A 21,609-nucleotide genomic window follows, 5' to 3' on the forward strand; every position below is an offset into this window, starting at 1 on the left:
CGTCACCTTACTTCGACAGGAAGCGAACCACGGCGGCTTTCCCATCCTGCTTTTTCCAGTTCCGGGCTGTCGGCATTCTGCTCGGGCCAGCCAAGGCAGAAATAGCCGACGAGGCTCCAGTCTTCGGATATGTTCAGATCGCGGCACAGCTGCTCGGGGTCAAGGATCGATACCCAGCCCAGTCCCAACCCGCGCGAGCGCACCGCCAGCCAGAACAGCATAATGGCCGATACCACGGAATAGCGGCGCATCTCGGGCATGGTTTTCGCACCAAGACCCGCGCCCTTCTCGGTCGCCTCGTCACAGAAAATCGCCAGCTGAACGGGCGCATTTTCCATGCCGGACAGTTTCAGGCCGGAATAGAGCTGCGCCTTATCGCCGGAATACCCGGACAGAGCTTCGGCATTCGCAGCTTTGAAATTCTCAAGTGCGGCGGTGCGAGCATGGTCGCTTTGGACACGCACCACCCGCCACGGTTCGGACAGCCCCACCGAGGGGGCCATCAGAAACGCGTCGAGGCACTGCGTCAGCAATGCCTCGTCCACAGGATCCGTGCGGAAGCGGCGCACGTCGCGCCGCCAACGCATCAGATCTTCAAGATCCGACTGAAACTCGTCTGAGAAGGCGTGCATGTCAGATCCAGTCCGAAGGATTTATTCCTCGGCAGCAGCTTCTTCAGCCGGAGCAGCGGCAGCTTCAGCAGCGGCAGCAGCTTTTTCGGCTTTTTCTTCTGCGCGGTCTTTGGCTTTCTGGCCCGGCTCACCTTTTTTCAGGTTCGCACGCTCTTTCTTCTCCAGAACGCCAGCGGCTTCCAGGAAGCGCGATACGCGGTCCGACGGCTGAGCGCCTTGGTCCAGCCAGTACTGAACGCGTTCCAGGTCCAGCTTTACGCGCTCTTCCGAATCTTTCGGCAGCAGCGGGTTGTAGGTGCCCAGCTTCTCGATGAAGCGGCCATCGCGCGGCATGCGGCTGTCAGCAGCTACGACGCGATAGAAGGGACGTTTTTTCGAGCCGCCACGGGCGAGACGAATTTTCATAGCCATGAGAGTTTTCCTTTTTACTAGCTATTTGAGGGGCTTTCCGATTGGGGGAGCCCCGTCATTCCGTTGTTATTCTTGGTGTTTCTTGTGATGCCTGATGACTTCATCAATGATGAAGTTCAGGAATTTCTTGGCGAATTCCGGATCCAGATTGGCGCGGGTGGCCAAATCTTCCAGCCGTTCGATTTGACGCGCCTCGCGCGCCGGGTCCGACGGGGGCAGGTCGTGTTCGGCCTTCAGCTGGCCTACGGCCTGCGTGTGCTTGAAGCGCTCGCCCAGCGTGTAGACAAGGATCGCGTCCAGCCGGTCGATCGACTCGCGATGCTCTTTCAGAAGGTCCGCGGCGCGGGTGGATGCGTCGGTCATGCGTAGGCCTCCGGGGTGCCGTATGTGTCAGGTGCAGGGTGGCGCCAGACGTCATAGCTGTCGTCTTCGTCCTCAAAACGCGGGGCGTCCGCGTCGATCTCGCAGCCCAACCGTTTGGCCAAGGCGGCCGAGGGGGCGTTGTCGCGATCCACGTAGCTGACAAAGCTGTCGATGTCGGTGTTTGTATAGGCCCAGTCGAGGGCGGCCACGGCGGCCTCGTGCGCGAAGCCTTTGCCTTCATGGGCATCGGACCAGATCGACCAGGCGATCTCGGGTTCCGGCCAGCCTTCGGGGCACCACGGGCCGACCCAGCCGATGGGTTGGCTGTTGGATTTATCCACCAAAATGAAGGGGCCGTAGTCCTTCAAGACCCAGTGGCCGACTGCATGCCCGAAAGCGCGCCAGACGGTACGTCGTGTGTTGTCGCTGTCCGGTCCGCCACCAACAAATTCCGCGCGCGGGCTGTCCATCAGGAAATCGCGAAACGCGTCCCAATCGCCAGCTTCTGGCGGGCGCAGCACAAGGCGCGGCGTGGTGATATGATCGAAGGGCAGTTTCACGGGACGCTTACTTTTTCTTCCCGAAGCCAGACAGGCCGGGGGGAAGGCCACCGCCGCCCAGACCGGGCAGGCCACCGGGCAGCTTGCCACCCATGGCTTTCGCCGCTTGTTCCAGCGCTTTCGGGTCCATCTGCGAGGGATCCATTCCACCCATATCGGGCATGCCGCCGCCTTTGCCAAACATGCCACCCATGGCCTGTTTCAGCATCTTGCCTTTGCCCATCTTGCCCATCTTCTTCATCATGTCGCCCATCTGACGCTGCATTTTCAGAAGCTTGTTCAGGTCGGACACTTCCATGCCCGCACCGGCGGCAATACGCTTTTTGCGGCTGGCTTGCAGGATCTGCGGATTGGCGCGCTCGCGCTTGGTCATCGACTGGATCAGCGCGATTTGCTGCTTCAGCACCTTGTCATCCATGCCGGCGGCTTCGGCCTGTTTGGCCATTTTGCCCATGCCCGGCATCATCCCCATAATGCCCTGCATGCCGCCCATCTTGATCATCTGCTCCAGCTGCATCTTAAGGTCGTTCATGTTGAACTGACCCTTCTGGAAGCGCTTCATCATGCGCTCGGCTTGCTGGGCCTCGATGGTTTCTTGGGCTTTTTCAACAAGGGCAACGATGTCGCCCATGCCAAGAATACGGCCAGCGATCCGGTCGGGCTCGAAGGTTTCCAGCGCGTCCATCTTTTCGCCAAGACCGACGAACTTGATCGGCTTGCCTGTGACAGCTCGCATTGAGAGCGCCGCACCACCGCGTCCGTCACCATCCATACGGGTCAGGACCACGCCCGAGATGCCGACCTTGTCGTCAAATTCCTGCGCGACCTCGACGGCGACCTGACCGGTCAGGCCATCGACCACCAGCAGGGTCTCGCGCGGGTTCACAACGGCCGAGACTTCCTCGACCTCGCCCATCAGGACTTCGTCGATGTGCAAACGGCCAGCGGTGTCGAGCATATAGACGTCATAGCCGCCCATCGTCGCCTGCTGCTTGGCACGTTTGGCAATGTCGACGGGCTTCTGGCCGGGAACGATCGGCAATGTGTCCACGCCAATCTGTTTACCCAGAACCGCCAGCTGATCCATAGCGGCCGGACGGTAGATATCAAGCGAGGCCATCAGAACCCGCTTGCCTTCTTTTTCTGTCAGACGCTTGGCCAGCTTCGCAGTGGTCGTGGTTTTACCACCACCTTGCAGACCGACCATCAGGATCGGGGCAGGGGGGCTGTCGACCTTCAGTGCGCCGGGTTCGCCTTCGCCGGTCAGAACGTCGACCAGAGCGTCGTGCACAATCTTGACGACCTGCTGGCCGGGCGTAACCGATTTGGTCACGGCTTGACCGGTCGCTTGTTCCTGCACCTTCTTCACAAAGTCGCGGGCAACAGGCAGCGAGACGTCAGCCTCGAGCAAGGCCACACGCACTTCGCGCAGGGCGGTTTTTACATCATCTTCGGACAGCGCACCCTGTTTCGTCAGACGGTCAAAGACGCCAGACAGGCGATCTGAGAGGCTCTCGAACATATCTCGGCTCCTTTGCCGTTTCGTTTCCCCCAAGATAGGGGCGGGGTTGCGCTTTTCCAAACGCCCAAAACACGATGGCCCCTGTGGGCGTAACACGCTGACAGGGGGCGATCCCGGCATTGGGCCATGGGACCGGAAGTTTCGCACTTCCGAGATTTGGGGGTGAGTTACGGGGTTCGTGGCTCAGAGTCAAGCTGCATTGGGTTAGATCGCCCGTTCAGCCACGTATTGATGGCCTCGGTCGTGCGGCGAGGTCCAGACCCGTTGGTGTAATAAGATACCACCGGTAGGTTCGGCTGCCCGGTCATCACCAGAACCGGGCGATACATACTGGATCCATCGCGCCGTGTTTCCTCAAGCTCGGCTCCGCAGAGGGCGTCCAGCGGATAGACATCCTGTGCGTATCCAAAGAACGACCGCTTGCGCTTCACGATCTGTCCAGCGCGCGCATCGAAGATCAATTGCACCCGTCTGGCAAAAGCCAGAAAGCAGCCGCCCCATGTAAGCGTGCCTATGCCCGAAAACATAACACCAAACAGTATTTCACCTTGCATCAAAGCGTTCGTCCCAATCCCCAGAAAGATCAGAAGACCTGCAATCATGCCGAGCGATAGCAGCCACGGCTTGTGGTCCAGAACCAGTAATTCGGGCGTGTTTGTCAGCGGTTTCATGGTCTCAGGGTAGAAAGGAAAGCCCGACAAGAAAAGAGGGGTATTTGACCTGTGTCATATTCACCAGATCGTTCGCGCGTTACGTATTGGGCAAGAAGACTTGAAGCCCATGAAGGAGCTGACTCATGTATAAAAACATTCTGGTACCGATCGCACTTGACCACGATCGCAACACCGTTGAAGCGCTTGAGATTGCCAACGCCATTTCCGAAGATGGCGCCAAGATCACGGCACTCCACGTGATGGAGGAAGTCCCCGCTTATGTCGCCCAGTACCTGCCGGAAGGGCAGCTGGAAGACAATGTGAACGAGCTGGAACGCCGTTTGCAGGACGAGCTGAAGGACGCTCCGAATGTCTCGATCGCGGTGATTTCGGGCCACGCGGGCCATGCCATCGTGGATTACGCCAAAGACAACAACGTGGACTGCATCGTTGTCGCCTCGCACCGTCCTGGCCTGACAGACTTTTTCCTGGGATCGACAGCCGCGCGTGTTGTACGCCATGCGCCCTGTGCGGTTCACGTGTCGCGCTGACCTCTCTCCCTTCTTGCGTGACTGAATTGCGGGCCCCTTGTGGCCCGCTTTTTCATGCCTACATGATCCTCAACACAGGAGGATCCATGATGAAATGTCCGGTAGACGGAACCGAGCTTTTGATGACCGAGCGCCAAGGGGTCGAGATCGACTATTGCCCCAAATGCCGTGGTGTCTGGTTGGATCGGGGCGAGATGGACAAGATCATTGAAAAGGCGACCCCTGCGGTCGAATTGGATGATCCGGATCCCTACGTCGCCCCACCGCCGCCCTCATCCAAGCCGATTTACCGCGACGAACCCATCCGCCAGCGCCCGCGTGAAGAGATGGAGCGCGGTGCTGGGTTGAAACCCGGAGGCTCGTACAAGCGCAAATATGATGAAGACCATGACGACGACGAGTATCGCCACGCCAAGCGGTATAAGAAAAAGCGCAAGAAATCGGTCCTGTCCGAGCTTTTCGACATCTTTGACTAACACTGTGGCAAGATCACATATTCATATGTGATCCAAATCGGGCTAGGCTTCTTTTTTCAAGGAGGAAGCCATGCCCAAAATCAGCAAAGCCCCCGACTATCAAACCGTTATCACCACGTTCGAGATGACGCCCGGCACCTGTCAGGATCTTCTGGACGCGCTGACAGATGCCTACGAAAGCTTCATCTCGAAGCAACCGGGATTCGTCGGCGCGGGGCTTCACGTGAATGACGCCCAGACGCGGATTGCCAATTACAGCCAATGGAATCGCCGCGAGGATTTCCAAGCGATGCTGCGCACTGAAGAAATGCGCGAGCGAAACCGTAAAATCGCCACGCTGTGCAAAAGCTTCGAGCCCGTCATGTATGACGTGTTCGAGACCTATAACTGATCCCGACCGCAGGAGCCGACATGAAACCCTTTCTGATCGCGGCGGCCGTTGGCCTATTCGTCGCCCCCGTCTTTGCTGACGTAAACATTACCCCGGACATGCCTTGGGTGACGGTTCAGACCGAAGATGGCGAGGTTGAAATCTCGCGCATTGATGATCCCGCGCACGAGCTGTCGGGCGAATGGGCGCGGACCTCGCGCAATTGCCCGAATTTCTGCGTGCAGCCGATGGTGCCCGCACCCGGTGTTACCCCGATTGGCGAACTGGAGCTTCTGAACATGTTGCAAGACCCTGACGCGATCGTGGTCGACAGCCGTGTCGCAGCGGATCACGAAACCGGAACCATTCCGGGTGCGATCTCGATCCCTTACAACGAAGCGACGGACCGTCTGGACGAACTGGGTTGCGAGCTGGATTTCGACGGGTTTGATTGTGAAGCAGCCAAACCGGTGGCGCTGTTTTGCAACGGCAACTGGTGTGGTCAGTCCCCCACCGCCGCCCGCCGCATGATCGAAGCTGGCTTTCCCGCCGACAAGATCCACTATTATCGCGGGGGCATGCATGCGTGGCGGATGCTGGGTCTGACAGTGACGGGTGGCAGTTAAGCAACGGTCAGGTCTGCCACCATTGACCTTGGGAAGCGTCATCCCCATTCTTTAGGCACGCCGCTTGCCGGTCCGTATGTAAGGAATGGGATATGCGTTATCGCATCCAACTGCTGAAAACTGCCGCTTTGGCGCTGGGCATGGCCTTGGCGTCACAAACTGCTGTGGCGCAAGAGCAGATCGGCGCGTTCACAGTCTTCATCGGAAAATCGGACCTGACGGACGAAAAAGGCGCGGCTTTGTCCGAGCCTTGGAAAGTCCTGCGCAGGGATCGGGCGAATTATCACCGTTTTGGTGTTAGTCAGTCCGGCGATCAGTGGGACCCGTATTTCGGCAGCAGCCAAAGCCGCAAAAGCCTTCAGGCGTTGGTCGCGCGTGGAAATGTGGACCCCAAGGCGGCCAAACGGCTGAGAAGTGGCGGGATTATCCTTGTGCACGTTTTTGGGCAGGGTGGCACACCCACGGCAATCAAGATTTCTGTTCCCTAAGAAGAGCGTTGGACGCACGTTTGCTGAAACAGGCCGAGCTTACTCGGGATAGGCGCGTATGCACGCCTCTCGTGAGGCTGCCGCTGCGGGGGCAAGCTTGGCACGCTGCGCCTTGAGACGCGCCAACTTCTCGCGCACGTCGTCCATATCTACGGATACTGGCGTTTCGATTGTCTGAAACCGCGTTCTTGGGCAGGGAAACGGCTCTTTTCCCTCTACGCGGCAGATGCGCGTATAGGTGTAGGGGACGGTTTGCCGATGCAGCGCGTACCCGCGTTCCAACGTTTCTTCCAGTTCTTCGATCTGTGCGGATACCGCCCGGTATTCGGCCGTTTCACGCGCAATGCACTGTTTTTGCGGCGTGGCGCAGGCCGCAACCAGTGTCAGGGCGATCCCGAAGGCGGGCAGGCGCAGGCTGGATAGGGTAAACATGATACGCGCTCCGATACTCGAAATTCCTATGCGGCTATTATAGCGCGAACCTGTCCTGGGCAAAAGCATGTCTGCGCGACGCCGTTTGCCGCAAATATTCAATGTCGCTTGTGTGTATTGGGTGGTTTCGGTATCCGTGCACCAAAGGAGCAGATCACATGGCAAGACAGGCAGGTGCGTCCAGCGTCGAGATGGACGAACGCGAGAAATCCAAACGTATTGGCGCGCTGTCAGGTCTTTGGCCTTTCATGCGTCCCCATCGGATGTGGATGCTGGCGGCCTTCGTAGCACTTGTGTTCACCGCCGGGATCTCGCTGATCCTGCCCATCGCGGTGCGCCGTGTTGTGGACGGATTTGGCGAAGCCACGCCTCAGCTTCTGGACAAGTACTTCCTTGCTGCTCTTGGGGTTGCATCGCTGCTCGCGCTGGGGACGGGGCTGCGGTATTACCTTGTCACGCGACTGGGCGAGCGGGTCGTGTCGGACATCCGCAAAGCGGTGTTTGCGCGCGTCGTGGGGATGAGCCCGGCCTTCTATGAGAAGGTCATGACCGGCGAAGTTCTGTCGCGGATCACAACCGACACCACGCTGATCCTGTCGGTGATTGGGTCGTCCGTGTCCGTGGCGCTGCGCAATGTGTTCATCTTCATTGGCGGCATCATCCTGATGCTGTTCACCTCGGCCAAGCTGACCGGGCTGGTTCTGTTGATCGTGCCGGTCGTCATTGTGCCGATCATCGTTCTGGGCCGCCGCCTGCGCGTGCTGGGGCGTGAAAATCAGGAATGGATCGCCAAAAGCTCGGGCAATGCGTCCGAAGCTTTGCTGTCGGTTCAAACCGTGCAGGCGTTCACCCATGAAGACCTCAGCCGTACCGAGTTCTCGCGCCTGACCGAGGAAAGCTTCCTGTCTGCCAAGCGCCGGATTCTGACCCGCGCGATCATGACGGTGATCGTGATCTCTCTGATCTTTTCGGGCGTCGTGGGCGTCTTGTGGATCGGGATGCGCGATGTGACTACAGGCGAGGTGTCCATCGGGGCGCTGGTCCAGTTCGTGATCTATGCCGTGATGGTTGCCGGCGCCGTCGGTGCCCTGTCCGAGATTTGGAGCGAACTTCAGCGCGCAGCAGGGGCCACCGAACGTCTGGTCGAGCTTCTGAATGCCGAGGATCAGGTGAAAGATCCCGCCCAACCCATCGCGATCACCGAACGCCCGACCGGTGCACTGACCTTTGACGATGTGACCTTCCACTATCCCGCGCGCCCTAATCAGGCCGCGTTGGAAGGGATCACGCTGGATGTCACTGCGGGCGAAACGGTTGCGCTTGTTGGCCCGTCGGGCGCAGGTAAGACAACCATCGTGCAGCTGATCCAGCGCTTCTATGACCCCGAAAGCGGGGCGGTGAAGTTGGATGGCGTCGACCTGCGCGACATGCGCCGTGATGACTTCCGACAATATGTTGCCCTTGTCCCGCAAGACGCGGTGATCTTTGCAGCATCGGCCCGTGACAACATTCGCTTTGGTCGCCCCGACGCCACCGATGCCGAGGTCGAGGCCGCCGCCAAAGCTGCTGCTGCCCATGACTTCCTGTCGCGCCTGCCCGAAGGCTATGACACCTATGTCGGCGAACGCGGCGTGATGCTGTCGGGTGGCCAGAAGCAACGTATCGCCATCGCCCGCGCCATCCTGCGCGACGCACCCATCCTGCTTTTGGACGAGGCGACCTCGGCCCTTGATGCGGAAAGCGAACGTCTGGTGCAGGGCGCGGTGGACGAGCTGGCCCAGGGCCGCACCACCCTGATTGTGGCGCACCGTCTGGCGACCGTGAAGAAGGCCGACCGGATCGTGGTCTTTGACGAAGGCCGGATCGTGGCACAAGGCACCCATGACGAACTGGTCGCCCAAGATGGTCTCTATGCGCGTTTGGCGCGGCTTCAGTTCACCGAAGGCCAGATTTAAGCACCCCTCGCGAAAATCTCGGTCATACGCTACGTCGCTTACCTTCCGTAAACGTCAATTCCACGTCACGTCAGACTTGCGAGCAATGGCGTTTCGGACCATTCTCAGCTTCCAAACAGGCCCGAAAAATGGGCTAAGGGAGGATGTAGGATGTATGAATTTGGATCGATGTTCGATCGGGACGCTGTTGAGGCGGAAATGTCATGGGAAGCGCGGGATAAACCCCAGACGCTTTACCAGATGCTCGAGCGTACGGCGCGTGCCTTCCCCGGCCGCCCAGCGGCCTCGTTCCAAATTACGTCCGGCCCAACGGATCCCAAGGAAACCGTAACGTGGCAGCAGATGCTGGATCGCTCGGTTCAGGCGGCGAACCTGTTTCGGTCGCTGGGCATCGGGGAAAACGACGTGGTGGCGTACCTGCTGCCCAACTCGAACGAGACGATCTATACCCTGATGGGTGGTGGCATCGCCGGGATCGTGAACCCGATCAACCCTCTGCTGGACGCTGAACAGGTGGCCGGGATCTTGAAGGAAACCGGGGCCAAGGTTCTGGTGACGCTGAAAGCCTTTCCGAAATCCGAGGTCGCCCAACTGGCGAACGAGGCCGCGGCGATGGCGCCGAACGTCAAGACGGTGCTTGAGATCGACCTGAACAAGTACCTGAAGCCGCCGAAAAGCTGGATTGTGCCTTTGGTGCGTCCGAAGAACCCGGTGAAGCACAATGCGAAGGTGTTGGATTTCGTGGCCGAGATGAAGCGCCAGAACACCACACTTGATTTCGAAGACAAGACCGATGACCGCGTGGCGGCCTATTTCCACACCGGTGGCACAACCGGCACGCCGAAAGTGGCGCAGCACAAGCAATCCGGCATGGTCTATAACGGCTGGCTGGGCGCGAACCTTCTGTTCAACGAAGAAGACGTGATCATCTGCCCGCTGCCGCTGTTCCACGTCTTTGCGGTCCACGTGATTTGGATGGCCTGCCTGATGTCGGGCGCGCATTTTGTGCATCCGACCCCTGCGGGTTATCGCGGCGATGGTGTCTTTGACAATTTTTGGAAGCTGATCGAGCGCTACAAAGTCAGCTTCATGATTTCGGTTCCAACGGCCTTTGCAGCCCTGATGCAGCGTCCTGTGGATGCGGATGTCTCGACCCTGAAAACGGCGTTCTCGGGCTCGGCCCCCTTGCCGATCGAATTGTATAACCGCTTTGTTGAAGCGACCGGCGTGAACATCGTTGAAGGATATGGCCTGACCGAAGCCACCTGTCTGGTATCCTGCAACCCGCCCACCGGCGCGAAAAAGGTCGGGTCGGTTGGCGTGCCGTTCCCCTATACGGACGTCAAAATCCTGACCTGCGACGATGCTGGAACCGTGTTGAAAGAACATGGGGTCGATGAGGTCGGCGAGATCTGCCTGACCAACCCCGGTGTTGTCACAGGGGCGACCTATACTGAAGAGGCCAAGAACAACGGGCTTTTCGCACAAGACACATATCTGCGTACCGGCGATCTGGGGCGTCTCGATGAAGACGGCTATCTGTGGATCACCGGCCGCGCGAAGGACCTGATCATCCGTGGCGGTCACAACATCGACCCCGCCGAGATCGAAGAGGTTCTGGCCGGGCACGAGGCCGTCGCAATGGTCGGTGCCATCGGTCAGCCCGACAGCTATGCGGGCGAGCTGCCCTGCGCCTATGTCGAGCTGGTCGGCGGTGCTCAGGTCACGTCGGAAGAGCTGATGGCCTTCGCCAAAGAGCACATCCACGAGAAAGCCGCCCTGCCCAAGCATATCGAGATCCTGGATGAGCTGCCCAAGACGGCCGTCGGAAAAGTGTTCAAACCCGATCTGCGCAAATCCGCAATTGCCCGCATCTATGACAAGGCGCTGGCCGACGCGGGCCACGCCGCCCATGTGGCCGAGGTTCTGGACGACAAGAAACGTGGTCTGGTGGCGCGCTTGAAGGCGACCGGAGATGTCGACCATGAAGCCGTCAAGCATTGCTTGGGAGAGTTCACACGTCCCTTCGAATGGATGGATTGATCGGATTGGATCAGAACGGAAGGGGGCGGCCAGTCGGCCGCCTTTTTTTGGTTGATGGACCAGCTTATGCCGGACCGATCACCCAACTTAGGCCCCATGTATCACGACGAACGACCAGACCCCCGCATTGATCTGGCGCATTGTACCGGAACGCATCGTGGTCAAACCTGTTAGAGTGAAACGAGATGGCACAGGAAGATGAATGGAAGCTGAGCGGGCAGAGATCCAAACGACCGGCCTGACGAACGTCGAAGCGCAAGACCGTTTACGCGTGCATGGTCCCAATGTTGTCGGAGAAGCAAAAGCAACCCCCGCATGGGCGATCCTTGTGCGCCAGTTCACCGGACTTTTGGTAATTCTACTGATCATTGCGGGGCTGGCTGCGCTGATCCTTGGCGAGCGGGTCGACGCCATTGCCATCGGTCTGGTGGTTGTTTTGAACGGCGCGTTGGGCTTTGTGCAAGAATGGCGCGCCGAAACCTCGCTTGCTGCTTTGCGCGAAATGCTGTCGCCCAAGGCCCGGGTGGTGCGCGATGGCATTCCGGTCGAAATCCCCAGTCGCGACCTTGTCCCCGGAGACCTGATTTTGCTTGAGGCCGGCGATCAGGTGCCTGCGGATGCACAGGTGGTCTCGGCTGTGGCGCTGCGCGTTGATGAAAGCGTGCTGACGGGGGAATCTGTATCTGTGGCCAAGTCTTCGGGCGTCGAGGGTGACCGGAACCAGGTTATGATGGGAACCTATGTGGTCGCCGGCCGCGCCGAGGGGGTGATTAGCGCCACCGGGGCAGCGACAGCGTTCGGCAAGATTGCCACCCTGACCGTCTCGGTCGAGGACAAGGGCACCAACCTCTCGCGGCAGCTGGGGCGGCTTGGTCGTCAATTGGGCGCCGTGGCGCTTGGGCTGGGTGCAGCCATTGCAGCAACGGGGATTTTGCTGGGGCGCGATGCTGTGGAAATGGCAATGACGGGAATGTCCATGGCTGTTGCCATCATTCCCGAAGGTCTGCCCGCCGTCGTGACCATAAGTCTGGCCTTGGGTGCTGGCGCGATGGCACGGCGCAACGCATTGGTGCGCCGCCTGCAGGCCATCGAAAGCGTGGGTGCGGCCTCGGTTATCTGTACGGACAAGACCGGCACCTTGACCGAAAACATGATGACAAGCGAGCTACTGTGGGTCGCAGGGCAGGAATATACCGCTGTCGGAACGGGATATGATCCCGCTGGGCGGATCCTGCACGGTTCGACCCCTGTCCGGTACGGCGAAAGTGTCGATCTTGATGCTGCGTTAGACGTCATGATTGGATGCAGCCATGCCAGCCTGCACCGGGAAGGGGACAGCTGGCGCATGGTGGGGGATCCAACCGAAGGGGCGTTGGTGACCTTTGCTTATAAAGCTTGGACCCCCATGCCATCGGCAGCCGCGTTGGCGGAAATCCCGTTTTCCTCGGAGCGCAAACGCATGAGCATGGTGCGCGAAAGCGAAGGCGGGTTGATGCTGCTTGCCAAGGGCGCGCCCGAGCAGATGTTGGAAGTCTGCGTAAGCTGGCGAGGACCAGACGGCAGCGCGCCGTTGGATCAAACAGCCCGCGATCAGATCGAACGGAAATACGCAGACATGGCGGCCAAGGGTCTGCGGGTCATTGCTCTGGCGCATCGTCAGGTGGCCGATAAGCGGGTTGGGGATACAGGGCTGGAGTTCATCGGGCTTGTCGGCATGATCGACCCGCCACGCCCCGAGGTTCGGGACGCCATTCAAACCTGTCTACGCGCCGGTATGCGGATCATCATGATCACCGGCGACGGCCCCCTGACGGCGCGTGCGATTGCAGACGCGCTTGGCCTGCCGGTTAGCAAAGTGATGACCGGGAGCGAGCTGGAGGGCATTGACGACGCGGCGCTAAGCGACATCCTTGCCGAACCCACGCTGTTTGCGCGCACCTCTCCTGAACACAAGATGCGGTTGGTGAAGGCTTTGCAGGCACAGGGACATATCGTTGCGATGACAGGCGACGGGGTGAACGATGCGCCAGCGCTGAAACAGGCCGACATTGGCGTCGCGATGGGGATCCGAGGCACGGATGTCGCCAAAAGCGCGGCTGATCTTGTGTTGCTGGACGACAATTTCGCCACGCTGAAAGGCGCAGTCAGCGAGGGCCGACGTCAGTTCGCCAATATCCAGCGGTTCGTGCGCTACCTTCTGGCCTCGAACGCGGGCGAGGTCGTGGCCATCCTGACAAACTTGGCGCTGGGCGGACCGTTGATCTATCTGCCCACGCAGATCCTGTGGATGAACCTTGTGACCGACGGGGTGACCGCCTTGGCGCTGGGGCTGGAACCGGGCACCTCGGACCAGATGAGCGACCCGCCGCGCCGCCCCGAGGCAGGCATTCTAGACCGCAAAGCGCTGGGCATGATCTCGGCGTTTGGCACCTATACGGGGGCCGCAAGCCTGTATCTTTTCTATACGTTCATGCCCGACGGCGTTGTCGTGGCACGGACGGCAGCCTTCAGCGGGATGGTGATCTTCGAGAAGATGAGCGTCTTTGCCTTCCGGTCCTTCTCGCAACCCTGCTGGCGGATTGGGTGGTTCTCGAATCCGAAGTTGATCATCGCGTTGGTTGCAATGGTGTCTTTGCAGGTGGTCGCGATTTATTGGGCGCCGCTGCAACAATTGCTGCGTGTTGCGCCTTTGGAATGGGGACATTGGCAGGCGATCATTCTGTTCGCGCTGCCCTTGATTGTGGTGCCTGAGCTGATCAAATCCCTGCGGATGAAAAGGGACTAGCGGCGGCTAGTCCGATTTTTCCGCCTCGGCACTCGCCACATTGCTTTTCACGGCGAAGAAGCTGTCCGGCGTGACCGAGATCGTGTCGATCCCGGCTTGCACAAGTAGTTTCGCGAACTCGGGGTCGTTGCTGGGGGCCTGCCCGCACAGCCCGACCTTCCGCCCGGCCACATGCGCCTTGGCGATGACGGTGTTGATCATCCACAGAACAGCCGGATCGCGTTCGTTAAACAGATGCGCCAAGGCTTCGGAATCCCGATCCACCCCAAGTGTCAACTGGGTCAGGTCGTTCGAGCCAATGGAGAAGCCATCAAACCGTTCGGCAAACGCCTCGGCCTCGATCACGTTCGACGGAACCTCGCACATCACATAGACCTGAAGCCCGTTCTTTCCACGTTCAAGGCCGTGATCCGCCATTGTCGCCAGCACGCGGTCGGCCTCTTCGACTGTGCGGCAGAAGGGGATCATGACGATGACATTGTCGAACCCCATCCGCTCGCGCAGATGCCGGATTGCTTTGCATTCCAACGCGAACCCTTCCTGATACGCATCATCATAGTACCGCGACGCCCCCCGGAACCCGATCATCGGGTTTTCCTCGTTGGGCTCGAACTGTCGCCCGCCCAAGAGGTCGGCATATTCGTTTGTCTTGAAGTCGCTCATGCGGATGATGGTGGGGTTGGGATACCACGTCGCCGCGATCCGTGAGAGGCCCATCGCCAGTTTCTCGACGAAATAGTCGGCCCTGTTGTCATAGCCGCGGGTCAGGCGGTCGATCTCGGCCCGCACATCCGCGTCGGTCAGTTCGTCATAGCGCGTAAGCGCCAAGGGATGCACCCGAACCTCGTTGTTGATCACGAACTCCATACGGGCAAGCCCGACACCATCCACGGGCAGACGCCACCAGCGCAAAGCGGCGGCTGGGTTGGCGAGGTTTAGCATGACTTTGGTCTGCGTCGACGGGATCTGATCCAGCTGCTGTTCCTCGATCGTCACCTTGGCTTCTCCGGCATAGATCACCCCCGTCTCTCCTTCGGCGCAGGACACAGTAATGTGTTGTCCCGTATGCAGAATTTCAGTCGCATTCGACGTGCCGACAATCGCGGGCACACCCAGTTCGCGACTGACGATGGCGGCGTGGGAGGTGCGGCCCCCGTGGTCGGTTACAATGGCAGCGGCGCGTTTCATGATCGGGACCCAGTCCGGGTCGGTGTTCGACGTGACAAGGATTGACCCGTCCACAAACTGGTCCAGATCGGTCACGTCATGGATCATGCAGACCTCGCCCGTGGCGACCGAGCTTCCCACGCTAAGGCCGGTTAGCAATTCCTCGCCCGTATCGTGCAACGTATAGGTCTGAAACGCGCTGGCAGCGAGATTGGACTGCACGGTTTCGGGGCGCGCCTGCACCACGTAAAGCAGCCCGGTTTCCCCATCCTTGGCCCATTCGATGTCCATCGCGGTGCCGTAATGCGCTTCAATTTTCACGGCGGCGCGGGCTAGCTCAAGGATTTCGGCATCTGATAGCACAAAGCCCGCGCGTTCAGCCTTCGAGGTCGGAACATTCCGCACCGGCGCGCCTTGTTCGCGGCCATAGATCATCTTGATTTCTTTGGCGCCAAGCGCTTTGTGAACGATCGGGGTCAGCCCCTCTTGGTCAAGAAACGGCTTGTAGACTTGGTATTCGTCCGGGTCGACGTGACCCTGAACCACGTTTTCACCAAGTCCCCACGCCGCGTTGATCAGCACGATCTTGTCAAACCCGCTTTCCGTGTCGATTGAGAACATGACGCCCGATCCGGACAGGTCCGAGCGGACCATGTGCTGTACACCGACGGACAGGGCGACCTCGAGGTGATCAAAGCCCTTGATCTGGCGATAGGTGATGGCCCGGTCAGTAAACAGAGAGGCCAGACAAGCCTTGCAGGCGTCTAGAAGCGCGTCCTCGCCCCGCACGTTCAGAAAGGTTTCCTGCTGTCCGGCGAAACTTGCGTCAGGCAGGTCTTCGGCGGTGGCCGACGACCGCACAGCGACTGCGGGATCAGACTTCCCGACGCGCGCACCCAGCTCGTGATAGGCCGCGCGGATGTCCCGTTCGGCATCGTCGGGCCAGACCCCTTCGGTGATGGCCTCACGGATCGTCTTGCCCGCTGCCGCTAGCGAGATCCGGTTGGCTTCGAGCTTCGGCAGAACTTCTAGCAGCACACGGTCCAGACCGTTGGTCGAGATGAAGCTGCGATAGGCGTCAGATGTGGTCGCAAATCCGGGCGGTACGCGGATGCCGCGCTCGGAAAGTGACTGCAGCATCTCGCCCAATGAGGCGTTCTTCCCCCCAACTTTGGCGATATCCGTACGCGAAAGATCGTCCAGCCAAATCAGCGTCGGCGACGTCGTCTTCAAGGCATCTGTCATGCAACCCTCCCAAAGTTCATCGCCTATATGGTAGCCTATTGGCGCATATATGCGTTGATCCCGGTCAATGCGGGTTGCATGAGGCCTATGCGCAGCAGTTCGACATCAGGCGATAGGTGATCTGGGCTGCGGTGAAGTCCCATGCCTCGTCGCCGTTTGGCGCAAGCTCGACCACATCAAGCCCGACACAACGCCGCCCTTTTAGTGCGCTTTCTACGATGTGCAGCGCCTGATAATAGGACAGCCCGCCGGGAACGGGGGTGCCGGTCGCGGGCATCTGGCTGGGGTCCAAACCGTCCACGTCGAAGCTGACATAGACCAGTTCGGGGAAGTCGTCGGGCAGGTCGACCGAGAAGACGTTCTGCGTGACCAGCTCTTCCGCGTCGATGAAGACCACGTTGTTTTTCAGGCGGCTTTCAGCCTCTTGCGGGCACAGGGCGCGTACGCCGTATTGCGCCAGACGGACGCCATCTTCGGCCAGCAGATGCATGACTGAGGCGTGCGAGTGCTTTTCCCCCTGATAGGCCACACGCAGGTCGGCATGGGCATCGATCTGGACGATCCCGACCGGCTGACCAAGGGCGCGCATGACACCGGTGACCGCGCCGAAGCTGAGCGAGTGCTCGCCGCCCAGCGTCACCGGCACGTGGCCTGCTTTGACAACGGCCTCGGTGCGGGCGGCGATGCGTTCCATCACCTCGGGCAGGGGGCCGTCGCAGTCCACAGCCGATTGGGTGAAGATGCCGTCGGCGCAGGGCTCAATACCCTTGCACAGGCGCTCCAGCTCGTTCGAGGCGTCGATGATCGCGGCGGGCCCGTCCTTGGTGCCCGAGCCATAGGACACGGTGCGTTCCAGCGGCACTGGAATGACGTGAAAGCGTGCGTCTTCGGTGCGCTCGGCGTCGGTCAATTCGCTGTCCAGAAAAATGCTCATGAGAGGCGCTCCTTGAAGTCGTCATAGCCGAACTGTTTGATGATTTGCAGCGTGTCCGTCTCGCTGTTCCACAGGGCGATGGTTGGCAGGGGGACGCCGTTGAAGGTGTTGGTTTTGACCATCGAGTAATGCGCCTGATCGAGGAAGGCAAAGCGCTGGCCGATCTGCAAGGGCGCGTCCCACGTGTAGTCACCAATCACGTCGCCCGCGAGGCACGAGGGCCCGCCAAGACGATAGGTGTGGCCGGCGTCAGCCTCGTCCAGAAGGGCGGGGCGATAGGGGGCTTCGATCACGTCGGGCATGTGGCAGGTGGCCGAGATATCGGTGATCGCAAGATCCATGCCGTTCACTGGCAGGTCCAGAACCTCGCCCACAAGGATGCCCGCATCCAGCGCCACGGCCTCGCCGGGTTCAAGGTAGACATCGATGCCGTAGGTGGTGCGGATGTTCCGGATGAAGGCAATCAATGCCTCGCGATCATAATCCGCGCGGGTGATGTGGTGGCCACCGCCAAAGTTGACCCATTTGAGGTGGGGCAGATAGGGGGCAAGCTTGGGTTCCACGGCGGCCCATGTGCGGGCGAGCGGTTCGAACCCTTGCTCGCAGAGCGTATGCATGTGCAATCCGTCGACGCCCTGCATGACCTCATCCGTCAGCAAGGACACCGGAGTGCCTAGACGCGAACAGGGCGCGCAGGGATCGTATTTGGGGATCTCGCCTTCGGAGTGTTCTGGGTTGATGCGCAGGCCAACCTGCACGCCCGCGGCCTGAGCTTGCGCCAGAAAGCGGTCTTTCTGGGCGGGGCTGTTGAAAATAATGTGGTCCGAGAGGTTCAGGATCTCGTCCATATCCTGTGCCTTGTAGCCCGCGCAGAAGGTGGCAACCTCGCCGCCATACTCCTCGCGCCCCAGTCGTGCCTCGTAGATGCCGCTGGCGCAGGTGCCACCCAGATGCGACCGGACAAGCGGGGCGAGGGCGAACATGGAAAACGCTTTCAGCGCGGACAGCACATGGGCGCCCGAGCGGTCTGCGACGTCAGAGAGGATCTTCAGATTGGCCTCGATCGCCTTCTCATCGACCACGAAGCAAGGCGTGGGGACGCGGGACAGGTCGAAGTCGCGGAATGCGCCTGCATCTCCGGCTTGGGTGGCCATAATCTCGGACATGGGGATACCTCGAAAAGGAAGGCGGTAAGGGTATAGGCATCCCCCGCGACCAGAGAGGCCGCGGGGGGGTGTTGGCTTAGAACTCGACCGGGCCGTCCAGTTCGTGGACCTGCCACGGCAGGCCGTGGTCGTTCAGCATGTCCATGAAGTTGTCGGGGTCCAGCTGCTCCATGTTCCAGACGCCGGGTTCGACCCAGTTGCCTTTCAGAACCTGCGCCGCGCCGATCATGGCGGGAACGCCGGTGGTGTAGGACACAGCCTGCGACCCAACCTCGGCGTAGCACTCTTCGTGGTCGCAGATGTTGTAGATGTAGAAGGTCTTTTCACCCGAGCCGTCCTTGGCCTGACCGGTCGCAATGTCGCCAATGCAGGCCTTGCCCTTCGTTTCGGCACCCAGATCGCCGGGATCGGGCAGCAGGGTTTTCAGAAATTGGATCGGGATGATTTCCTGACCGTCATGCATCACCGGATCAATCCGGGTCATGCCGACATTTTCCAGCACCTTGGCGTGCATGATATAGGCGTCACCGAAGGTCATCCAGAAGCGCGCGCGCTCGATCTCGGGGAAGTGGGTCGACAGGCTCTCCAGCTCCTCGTGATACATCAGGTACATGTTCTTGTTGCCGATCGCCGGAAAGTCGAACTCGACCTTGGTGGTCATGGCCGGGCTGGTCTTCCATTCGCCACCTTCCCAGTGGCGCACCTCGGCCAGCACTTCGCGCAGGTTGATTTCCGGGTTGAAGTTGGTGGCAAACTCCTGATCGTTCGAGCCGCCATTGGCGTCCAGAATGTCGATCTGGCGGATGGTGTCCAGCTTGTGCTTTTTCAGCCAGGTCGCAAAGACCGAGGTCACACCCGGATCAAAGCCCGAGCCCAGAATGGCGGTCAGACCGGCTTCTTTGAAGCGCTCCTGATAGGCCCATTGCCAGTGATATTCGAACTTGGCCACGTCCTCGGGTTCATAGTTCGCGGTGTCCAGATAGTGGCAGCCCGCCTCAAGACAGGCGTCCATCAGAACCAGATCCTGATAGGGCAGGGCGAGGTTCACAAGGATCTCGGCGCCGGTTTCGCGGATCAGCTTGACGGTGTCTTCGACCTTGTAAGCGTCCAGTTCGGCGGTCTTGATGTCCACGCCCACGCGCTCTTTCACGCTGGCGGCAATGGCATCACATTTCGACTTGGTCCGGCTTGCCAGCGTGATCTCGGTGAAGATATCCGCGTTCATTGCCATTTTGTGCACAGCGGCATGGCTGACGCCACCGGCACCTACGACGAGTGTCTTTCCCATGATGATCTCCTGTGGTTATTCAAAGTAAGTGTAACCGTTCATCGAGCCGCGATAGGCATCGATGAGGGTCTTGCGTTCATTGGCTTGGATCGATCCGGCGGAAATCGCTTCGTCCACCATCTTGCGGAAGGCGGCGATACAGTCGGCCGGGTCGTATTCAACGTAGGACAGAACCTCGGCAATGGTGTCGCCTTCTTGTTCGTGAAGCAAGTCAAAGCCGCCATCTTCACGCAGGTCGATGGTCACGACGTTCGTGTCCCCGAACAGGTTGTGCAGGTCGCCTAGCGTTTCCTGATAGGCACCGACAAAGAACACGCCCAGATAATAGGGCTGGTCTTCGGGCAGCGAATGCACCGGCAAAGAAGGCGAGATGTCGCCCGCCAGAATGAACTTGTCCATCTTGCCGTCGCTGTCGCAGGTGATGTCCGACAGAACCGCACGGCGGTCGGGTTCCTGATCCAACATTTGCAGCGGAATGATCGGGTGCAACTGGTCAATCGCCCAGACATCCGGCAACGATTGGAAGACCGAGAAGTTGCAGTGATAGACGTCCGCGATCTTCTGCAGCTCTTTGTCCAGATCGCCCGACTGTTCCGTCCCGCGTGCGATGTCTTTGATCCGCGCCATCAGGTTCAGATAGATCCGTTCGGCCCGTGCCATCTGCCGCAGGTCCACATGGCTGCGGCGGAAGAGCGCGCGGAGTTCATCGCGATAGAAGCGGGCATCGTTCCAGCATTCCTGAACGCGGTCCGGCACCAGATAGCCCGAGATTGCGGCAAGGTCTGCGACAAGGTGATGGTCATCCGGTTCGACCGCGGGGGCGTCGGGCGCGTCGTAGAGCGTGCTTTCCAGCACGTCGAAGATCAGCATCGAAGACGTTGCCGAGACCGCGCGGCCGCTTTCAGTGACCAGAATGGGGTGCTCTAGGCCCTCTTCGTCCATCGCATATCCCACGGTCTCGACCACATTGGCGCAGTATTCGGCCATCGTGTAGTTGATCGAGTTTTCCGCCGCGCGCTTTTCGCCCGTATAGTCGACGCCCAGACCGCCGCCCAGATCCAGATGGGTCAGCGGCGCGCCCTCGCGGGTCAGTTCGGCGAAATAGCGGCAGGCTTCGGTCGCGGCGCGGCGCACGTCGTTCACGTCGGGCACCTGCGACCCCAGATGAGAGTGCTGCAGCTTCAGGCAGTGCAGCAAGTTCTCGCCTCGCAGGCGATCAACCACGCGCAAAAGCTGGTCAGTGTTCATGCCAAAGGCCGACCGATCACCTGAGCTGCTTTGCCATTTGCCGCCGATCTGGTTGGTCAGCTTGACCCGCACACCCAACAGCGGATCAATCCCCAACTCTTGGGCGACTTCGATCACGATCTCGGCTTCCTTGGGGCTTTCCAGCACGATTACCGTGTTAAAGCCCACGCGGCGCGACAGAATGGCCAGCCGGACAAACTCGGCATCTTTAACGCCATTGCAGACGATCAGCGCGTCCTTCGACAGGCGGTGGGCTAGCGCGATCACCAGTTCAGGCTTGGACCCGGCCTCGAGCCCATAGTCATACTGGCGGCCGAACTCGACGATGCGGTCCACGACCTGCGCTTGCTGGTTCACCTTAATCGGAAACACGCCGCGATAGGGCGCGCGATAGCCCGTCTTGGCGATGGCCGCAGCGAAGCTGTCATTCAGGTGCTGGATTTCCGACTCGAGGAAACTTTTCACACGCAGAACAAGCGGGCTGGCGATGCCACGCTGGCGCAGATCGCTCAGGATATGCGGCAGGCTGAGCGGTGTCGTGTCCGGATGGGCCGGGTCACACAGTGCAACATCGCCGTTCGGCAGAACCGAGAGAAGGCCTTTGCTCCAACGGTCGATGCCGTAAATGGAGTCGGAAAGCGGTTGTCCTTTGGGCATTCGAACAAACCTATTCTAGAGGAAAATTGTAGAAGGA

General features: G+C 59.9%; 20 protein-coding genes. 8 read left to right on the plus strand and 12 right to left on the minus strand.

All coding sequences use genetic code 11. The features are described 5' to 3' along the window. Nucleotides 1-2: 2 nt before the first annotated feature. The 6 genes from bluB to MWU53_RS12385 form a co-directional block, all read right to left on the minus strand. On the minus strand, nt 3-632 hold the full coding sequence (gene bluB, locus MWU53_RS12360; RefSeq protein ID WP_247093784.1) for a 5,6-dimethylbenzimidazole synthase: 630 nt from the start codon (nt 630-632) through the stop codon (nt 3-5). Nucleotides 633-653: 21 nt separating this feature from the next. Then, complete coding sequence (gene rpsP / locus MWU53_RS12365) at nt 654-1,043, minus strand: 30S ribosomal protein S16 (protein WP_247093786.1); 390 nt, start codon at nt 1,041-1,043, stop codon at nt 654-656. A gap of 66 nt (nt 1,044-1,109) precedes the next feature. Continuing rightward, nucleotides 1,110-1,406: a chorismate mutase gene (locus MWU53_RS12370; protein ID WP_247093788.1), complete on the minus strand. Its 297-nt coding sequence runs from the start codon at nt 1,404-1,406 to the stop codon at nt 1,110-1,112. Further along, complete coding sequence (locus MWU53_RS12375) at nt 1,403-1,966, minus strand: GNAT family N-acetyltransferase (RefSeq protein WP_247093790.1); 564 nt, start codon at nt 1,964-1,966, stop codon at nt 1,403-1,405. Before MWU53_RS12375 ends, MWU53_RS12370 begins: the two co-directional genes overlap by 4 nt. 7 nt (nt 1,967-1,973) lie before the next feature. Further along, a complete protein-coding gene (gene ffh, locus MWU53_RS12380) occupies nt 1,974-3,488 on the minus strand; it encodes a signal recognition particle protein (RefSeq protein ID WP_247093792.1) in 1,515 nt (504 codons plus the stop codon). Nucleotides 3,489-3,655: 167 nt separating this feature from the next. Continuing rightward, nucleotides 3,656-4,159 carry a hypothetical protein gene (locus MWU53_RS12385; RefSeq protein ID WP_247093795.1) on the minus strand — a complete coding sequence of 168 codons (504 nt, stop codon included), beginning with the start codon at nt 4,157-4,159 and terminating at the stop codon, nt 3,656-3,658. Nucleotides 4,160-4,284: 125 nt separating this feature from the next. Between MWU53_RS12385 and MWU53_RS12390 the strand changes: the two genes are divergently transcribed. From MWU53_RS12390 to MWU53_RS12410, 5 genes are all read left to right on the plus strand, one after another. Continuing rightward, on the plus strand, nt 4,285-4,692 hold the full coding sequence (locus MWU53_RS12390) for a universal stress protein (protein ID WP_247093797.1): 408 nt from the start codon (nt 4,285-4,287) through the stop codon (nt 4,690-4,692). An 86-nt stretch (nt 4,693-4,778) separates the two neighbouring features. Then, nucleotides 4,779-5,168 carry a zf-TFIIB domain-containing protein gene (locus tag MWU53_RS12395; RefSeq protein WP_247093799.1) on the plus strand — a complete coding sequence of 130 codons (390 nt, stop codon included), beginning with the start codon at nt 4,779-4,781 and terminating at the stop codon, nt 5,166-5,168. Between the two features lie 70 nt (nt 5,169-5,238). After that, the gene (locus MWU53_RS12400; protein WP_247093801.1) at nt 5,239-5,559 is read left to right on the plus strand and encodes an antibiotic biosynthesis monooxygenase family protein; all 321 of its coding nucleotides are present in this window, start codon (nt 5,239-5,241) and stop codon (nt 5,557-5,559) included. 20 nt (nt 5,560-5,579) lie between these two features. After that, the gene (locus MWU53_RS12405; protein ID WP_247093804.1) at nt 5,580-6,164 is read left to right on the plus strand and encodes a rhodanese-like domain-containing protein; all 585 of its coding nucleotides are present in this window, start codon (nt 5,580-5,582) and stop codon (nt 6,162-6,164) included. A 92-nt stretch (nt 6,165-6,256) separates the two neighbouring features. Beyond that, nucleotides 6,257-6,652, plus strand: a complete 396-nt coding sequence (locus tag MWU53_RS12410; protein ID WP_247093806.1) for a hypothetical protein — start codon at nt 6,257-6,259, stop codon at nt 6,650-6,652. A gap of 39 nt (nt 6,653-6,691) precedes the next feature. Here MWU53_RS12410 and MWU53_RS12415 read toward each other — a convergent pair whose 3' ends face one another. Beyond that, the gene (locus MWU53_RS12415; protein ID WP_247093808.1) at nt 6,692-7,084 is read right to left on the minus strand and encodes a hypothetical protein; all 393 of its coding nucleotides are present in this window, start codon (nt 7,082-7,084) and stop codon (nt 6,692-6,694) included. Nucleotides 7,085-7,242: 158 nt separating this feature from the next. On the opposite strand from MWU53_RS12415, the gene MWU53_RS12420 reads away from it, so the two are divergent. The 3 genes from MWU53_RS12420 to MWU53_RS12430 all read left to right on the plus strand — a co-directional run bounded on the left by MWU53_RS12420 (nt 7,243) and on the right by MWU53_RS12430 (nt 13,867). Then, nucleotides 7,243-9,039, plus strand: a complete 1,797-nt coding sequence (locus MWU53_RS12420) for an ABC transporter transmembrane domain-containing protein (RefSeq protein WP_247093809.1) — start codon at nt 7,243-7,245, stop codon at nt 9,037-9,039. Nucleotides 9,040-9,189: 150 nt separating this feature from the next. Continuing rightward, entirely contained in the window at nt 9,190-11,082 is a 1,893-nt protein-coding gene (locus MWU53_RS12425) for an acyl-CoA synthetase (RefSeq protein ID WP_247093812.1), read from the plus strand. A 202-nt stretch (nt 11,083-11,284) separates the two neighbouring features. Then, nucleotides 11,285-13,867 carry a cation-transporting P-type ATPase gene (locus MWU53_RS12430; protein WP_247093814.1) on the plus strand — a complete coding sequence of 861 codons (2,583 nt, stop codon included), beginning with the start codon at nt 11,285-11,287 and terminating at the stop codon, nt 13,865-13,867. 6 nt (nt 13,868-13,873) lie between these two features. On the opposite strand, the gene ppsA is transcribed toward MWU53_RS12430, so the two are convergent. The 5 genes from ppsA to speA all read right to left on the minus strand — a co-directional run bounded on the left by ppsA (nt 13,874) and on the right by speA (nt 21,572). Then, on the minus strand, nt 13,874-16,279 hold the full coding sequence (gene ppsA / locus MWU53_RS12435; RefSeq protein WP_247093816.1) for a phosphoenolpyruvate synthase: 2,406 nt from the start codon (nt 16,277-16,279) through the stop codon (nt 13,874-13,876). A gap of 85 nt (nt 16,280-16,364) precedes the next feature. After that, nucleotides 16,365-17,213: an agmatinase gene (speB, locus tag MWU53_RS12440; protein WP_247093818.1), complete on the minus strand. Its 849-nt coding sequence runs from the start codon at nt 17,211-17,213 to the stop codon at nt 16,365-16,367. Then, the gene (gene nspC / locus MWU53_RS12445) at nt 17,210-18,379 is read right to left on the minus strand and encodes a carboxynorspermidine decarboxylase (RefSeq protein ID WP_247093820.1); all 1,170 of its coding nucleotides are present in this window, start codon (nt 18,377-18,379) and stop codon (nt 17,210-17,212) included. The genes speB and nspC overlap by 4 nt, the downstream gene beginning before the upstream one ends. Nucleotides 18,380-18,455: 76 nt before the next feature. Then, on the minus strand, nt 18,456-19,667 hold the full coding sequence (locus MWU53_RS12450) for a saccharopine dehydrogenase family protein (protein WP_247093822.1): 1,212 nt from the start codon (nt 19,665-19,667) through the stop codon (nt 18,456-18,458). Between the two features lie 15 nt (nt 19,668-19,682). Further along, nucleotides 19,683-21,572 carry a biosynthetic arginine decarboxylase gene (gene speA, locus MWU53_RS12455; protein ID WP_247093824.1) on the minus strand — a complete coding sequence of 630 codons (1,890 nt, stop codon included), beginning with the start codon at nt 21,570-21,572 and terminating at the stop codon, nt 19,683-19,685. Nucleotides 21,573-21,609: the final 37 nt, after the last annotated feature.

This window comes from Aliiroseovarius sp. S1123 (assembly GCF_023015885.1).
In the GTDB taxonomy this organism is placed as follows: domain Bacteria; phylum Pseudomonadota; class Alphaproteobacteria; order Rhodobacterales; family Rhodobacteraceae; genus Aliiroseovarius.

Bases quoted from the DNA above. Each gene is read 5' to 3' on its own strand.
- MWU53_RS12425 (WP_247093812.1), top strand. From the start codon at position 9,190: ATGTATGAATTTGGATCGATGTTCGATCGGGACGCTGTTGAGGCGGAA.
- speB (WP_247093818.1), bottom strand. From the start codon at position 17,213: ATGAGCATTTTTCTGGACAGCGAATTGACCGACGCCGAGCGCACCGAA.
- ppsA (WP_247093816.1), bottom strand. From the start codon at position 16,279: ATGACAGATGCCTTGAAGACGACGTCGCCGACGCTGATTTGGCTGGAC.
- MWU53_RS12410 (WP_247093806.1), top strand. From the start codon at position 6,257: ATGCGTTATCGCATCCAACTGCTGAAAACTGCCGCTTTGGCGCTGGGC.
- MWU53_RS12390 (WP_247093797.1), top strand. From the start codon at position 4,285: ATGTATAAAAACATTCTGGTACCGATCGCACTTGACCACGATCGCAAC.
- MWU53_RS12420 (WP_247093809.1), top strand. From the start codon at position 7,243: ATGGCAAGACAGGCAGGTGCGTCCAGCGTCGAGATGGACGAACGCGAG.
- MWU53_RS12450 (WP_247093822.1), bottom strand. From the start codon at position 19,667: ATGGGAAAGACACTCGTCGTAGGTGCCGGTGGCGTCAGCCATGCCGCT.
- MWU53_RS12385 (WP_247093795.1), bottom strand. From the start codon at position 4,159: ATGAAACCGCTGACAAACACGCCCGAATTACTGGTTCTGGACCACAAG.
- speA (WP_247093824.1), bottom strand. From the start codon at position 21,572: ATGCCCAAAGGACAACCGCTTTCCGACTCCATTTACGGCATCGACCGT.
- MWU53_RS12430 (WP_247093814.1), top strand. From the start codon at position 11,285: ATGGAAGCTGAGCGGGCAGAGATCCAAACGACCGGCCTGACGAACGTC.
- ffh (WP_247093792.1), bottom strand. From the start codon at position 3,488: ATGTTCGAGAGCCTCTCAGATCGCCTGTCTGGCGTCTTTGACCGTCTG.
- MWU53_RS12415 (WP_247093808.1), bottom strand. From the start codon at position 7,084: ATGTTTACCCTATCCAGCCTGCGCCTGCCCGCCTTCGGGATCGCCCTG.
- rpsP (WP_247093786.1), bottom strand. From the start codon at position 1,043: ATGGCTATGAAAATTCGTCTCGCCCGTGGCGGCTCGAAAAAACGTCCC.
- MWU53_RS12395 (WP_247093799.1), top strand. From the start codon at position 4,779: ATGATGAAATGTCCGGTAGACGGAACCGAGCTTTTGATGACCGAGCGC.
- MWU53_RS12405 (WP_247093804.1), top strand. From the start codon at position 5,580: ATGAAACCCTTTCTGATCGCGGCGGCCGTTGGCCTATTCGTCGCCCCC.
- MWU53_RS12400 (WP_247093801.1), top strand. From the start codon at position 5,239: ATGCCCAAAATCAGCAAAGCCCCCGACTATCAAACCGTTATCACCACG.
- nspC (WP_247093820.1), bottom strand. From the start codon at position 18,379: ATGTCCGAGATTATGGCCACCCAAGCCGGAGATGCAGGCGCATTCCGC.
- bluB (WP_247093784.1), bottom strand. From the start codon at position 632: ATGCACGCCTTCTCAGACGAGTTTCAGTCGGATCTTGAAGATCTGATG.
- MWU53_RS12370 (WP_247093788.1), bottom strand. From the start codon at position 1,406: ATGACCGACGCATCCACCCGCGCCGCGGACCTTCTGAAAGAGCATCGC.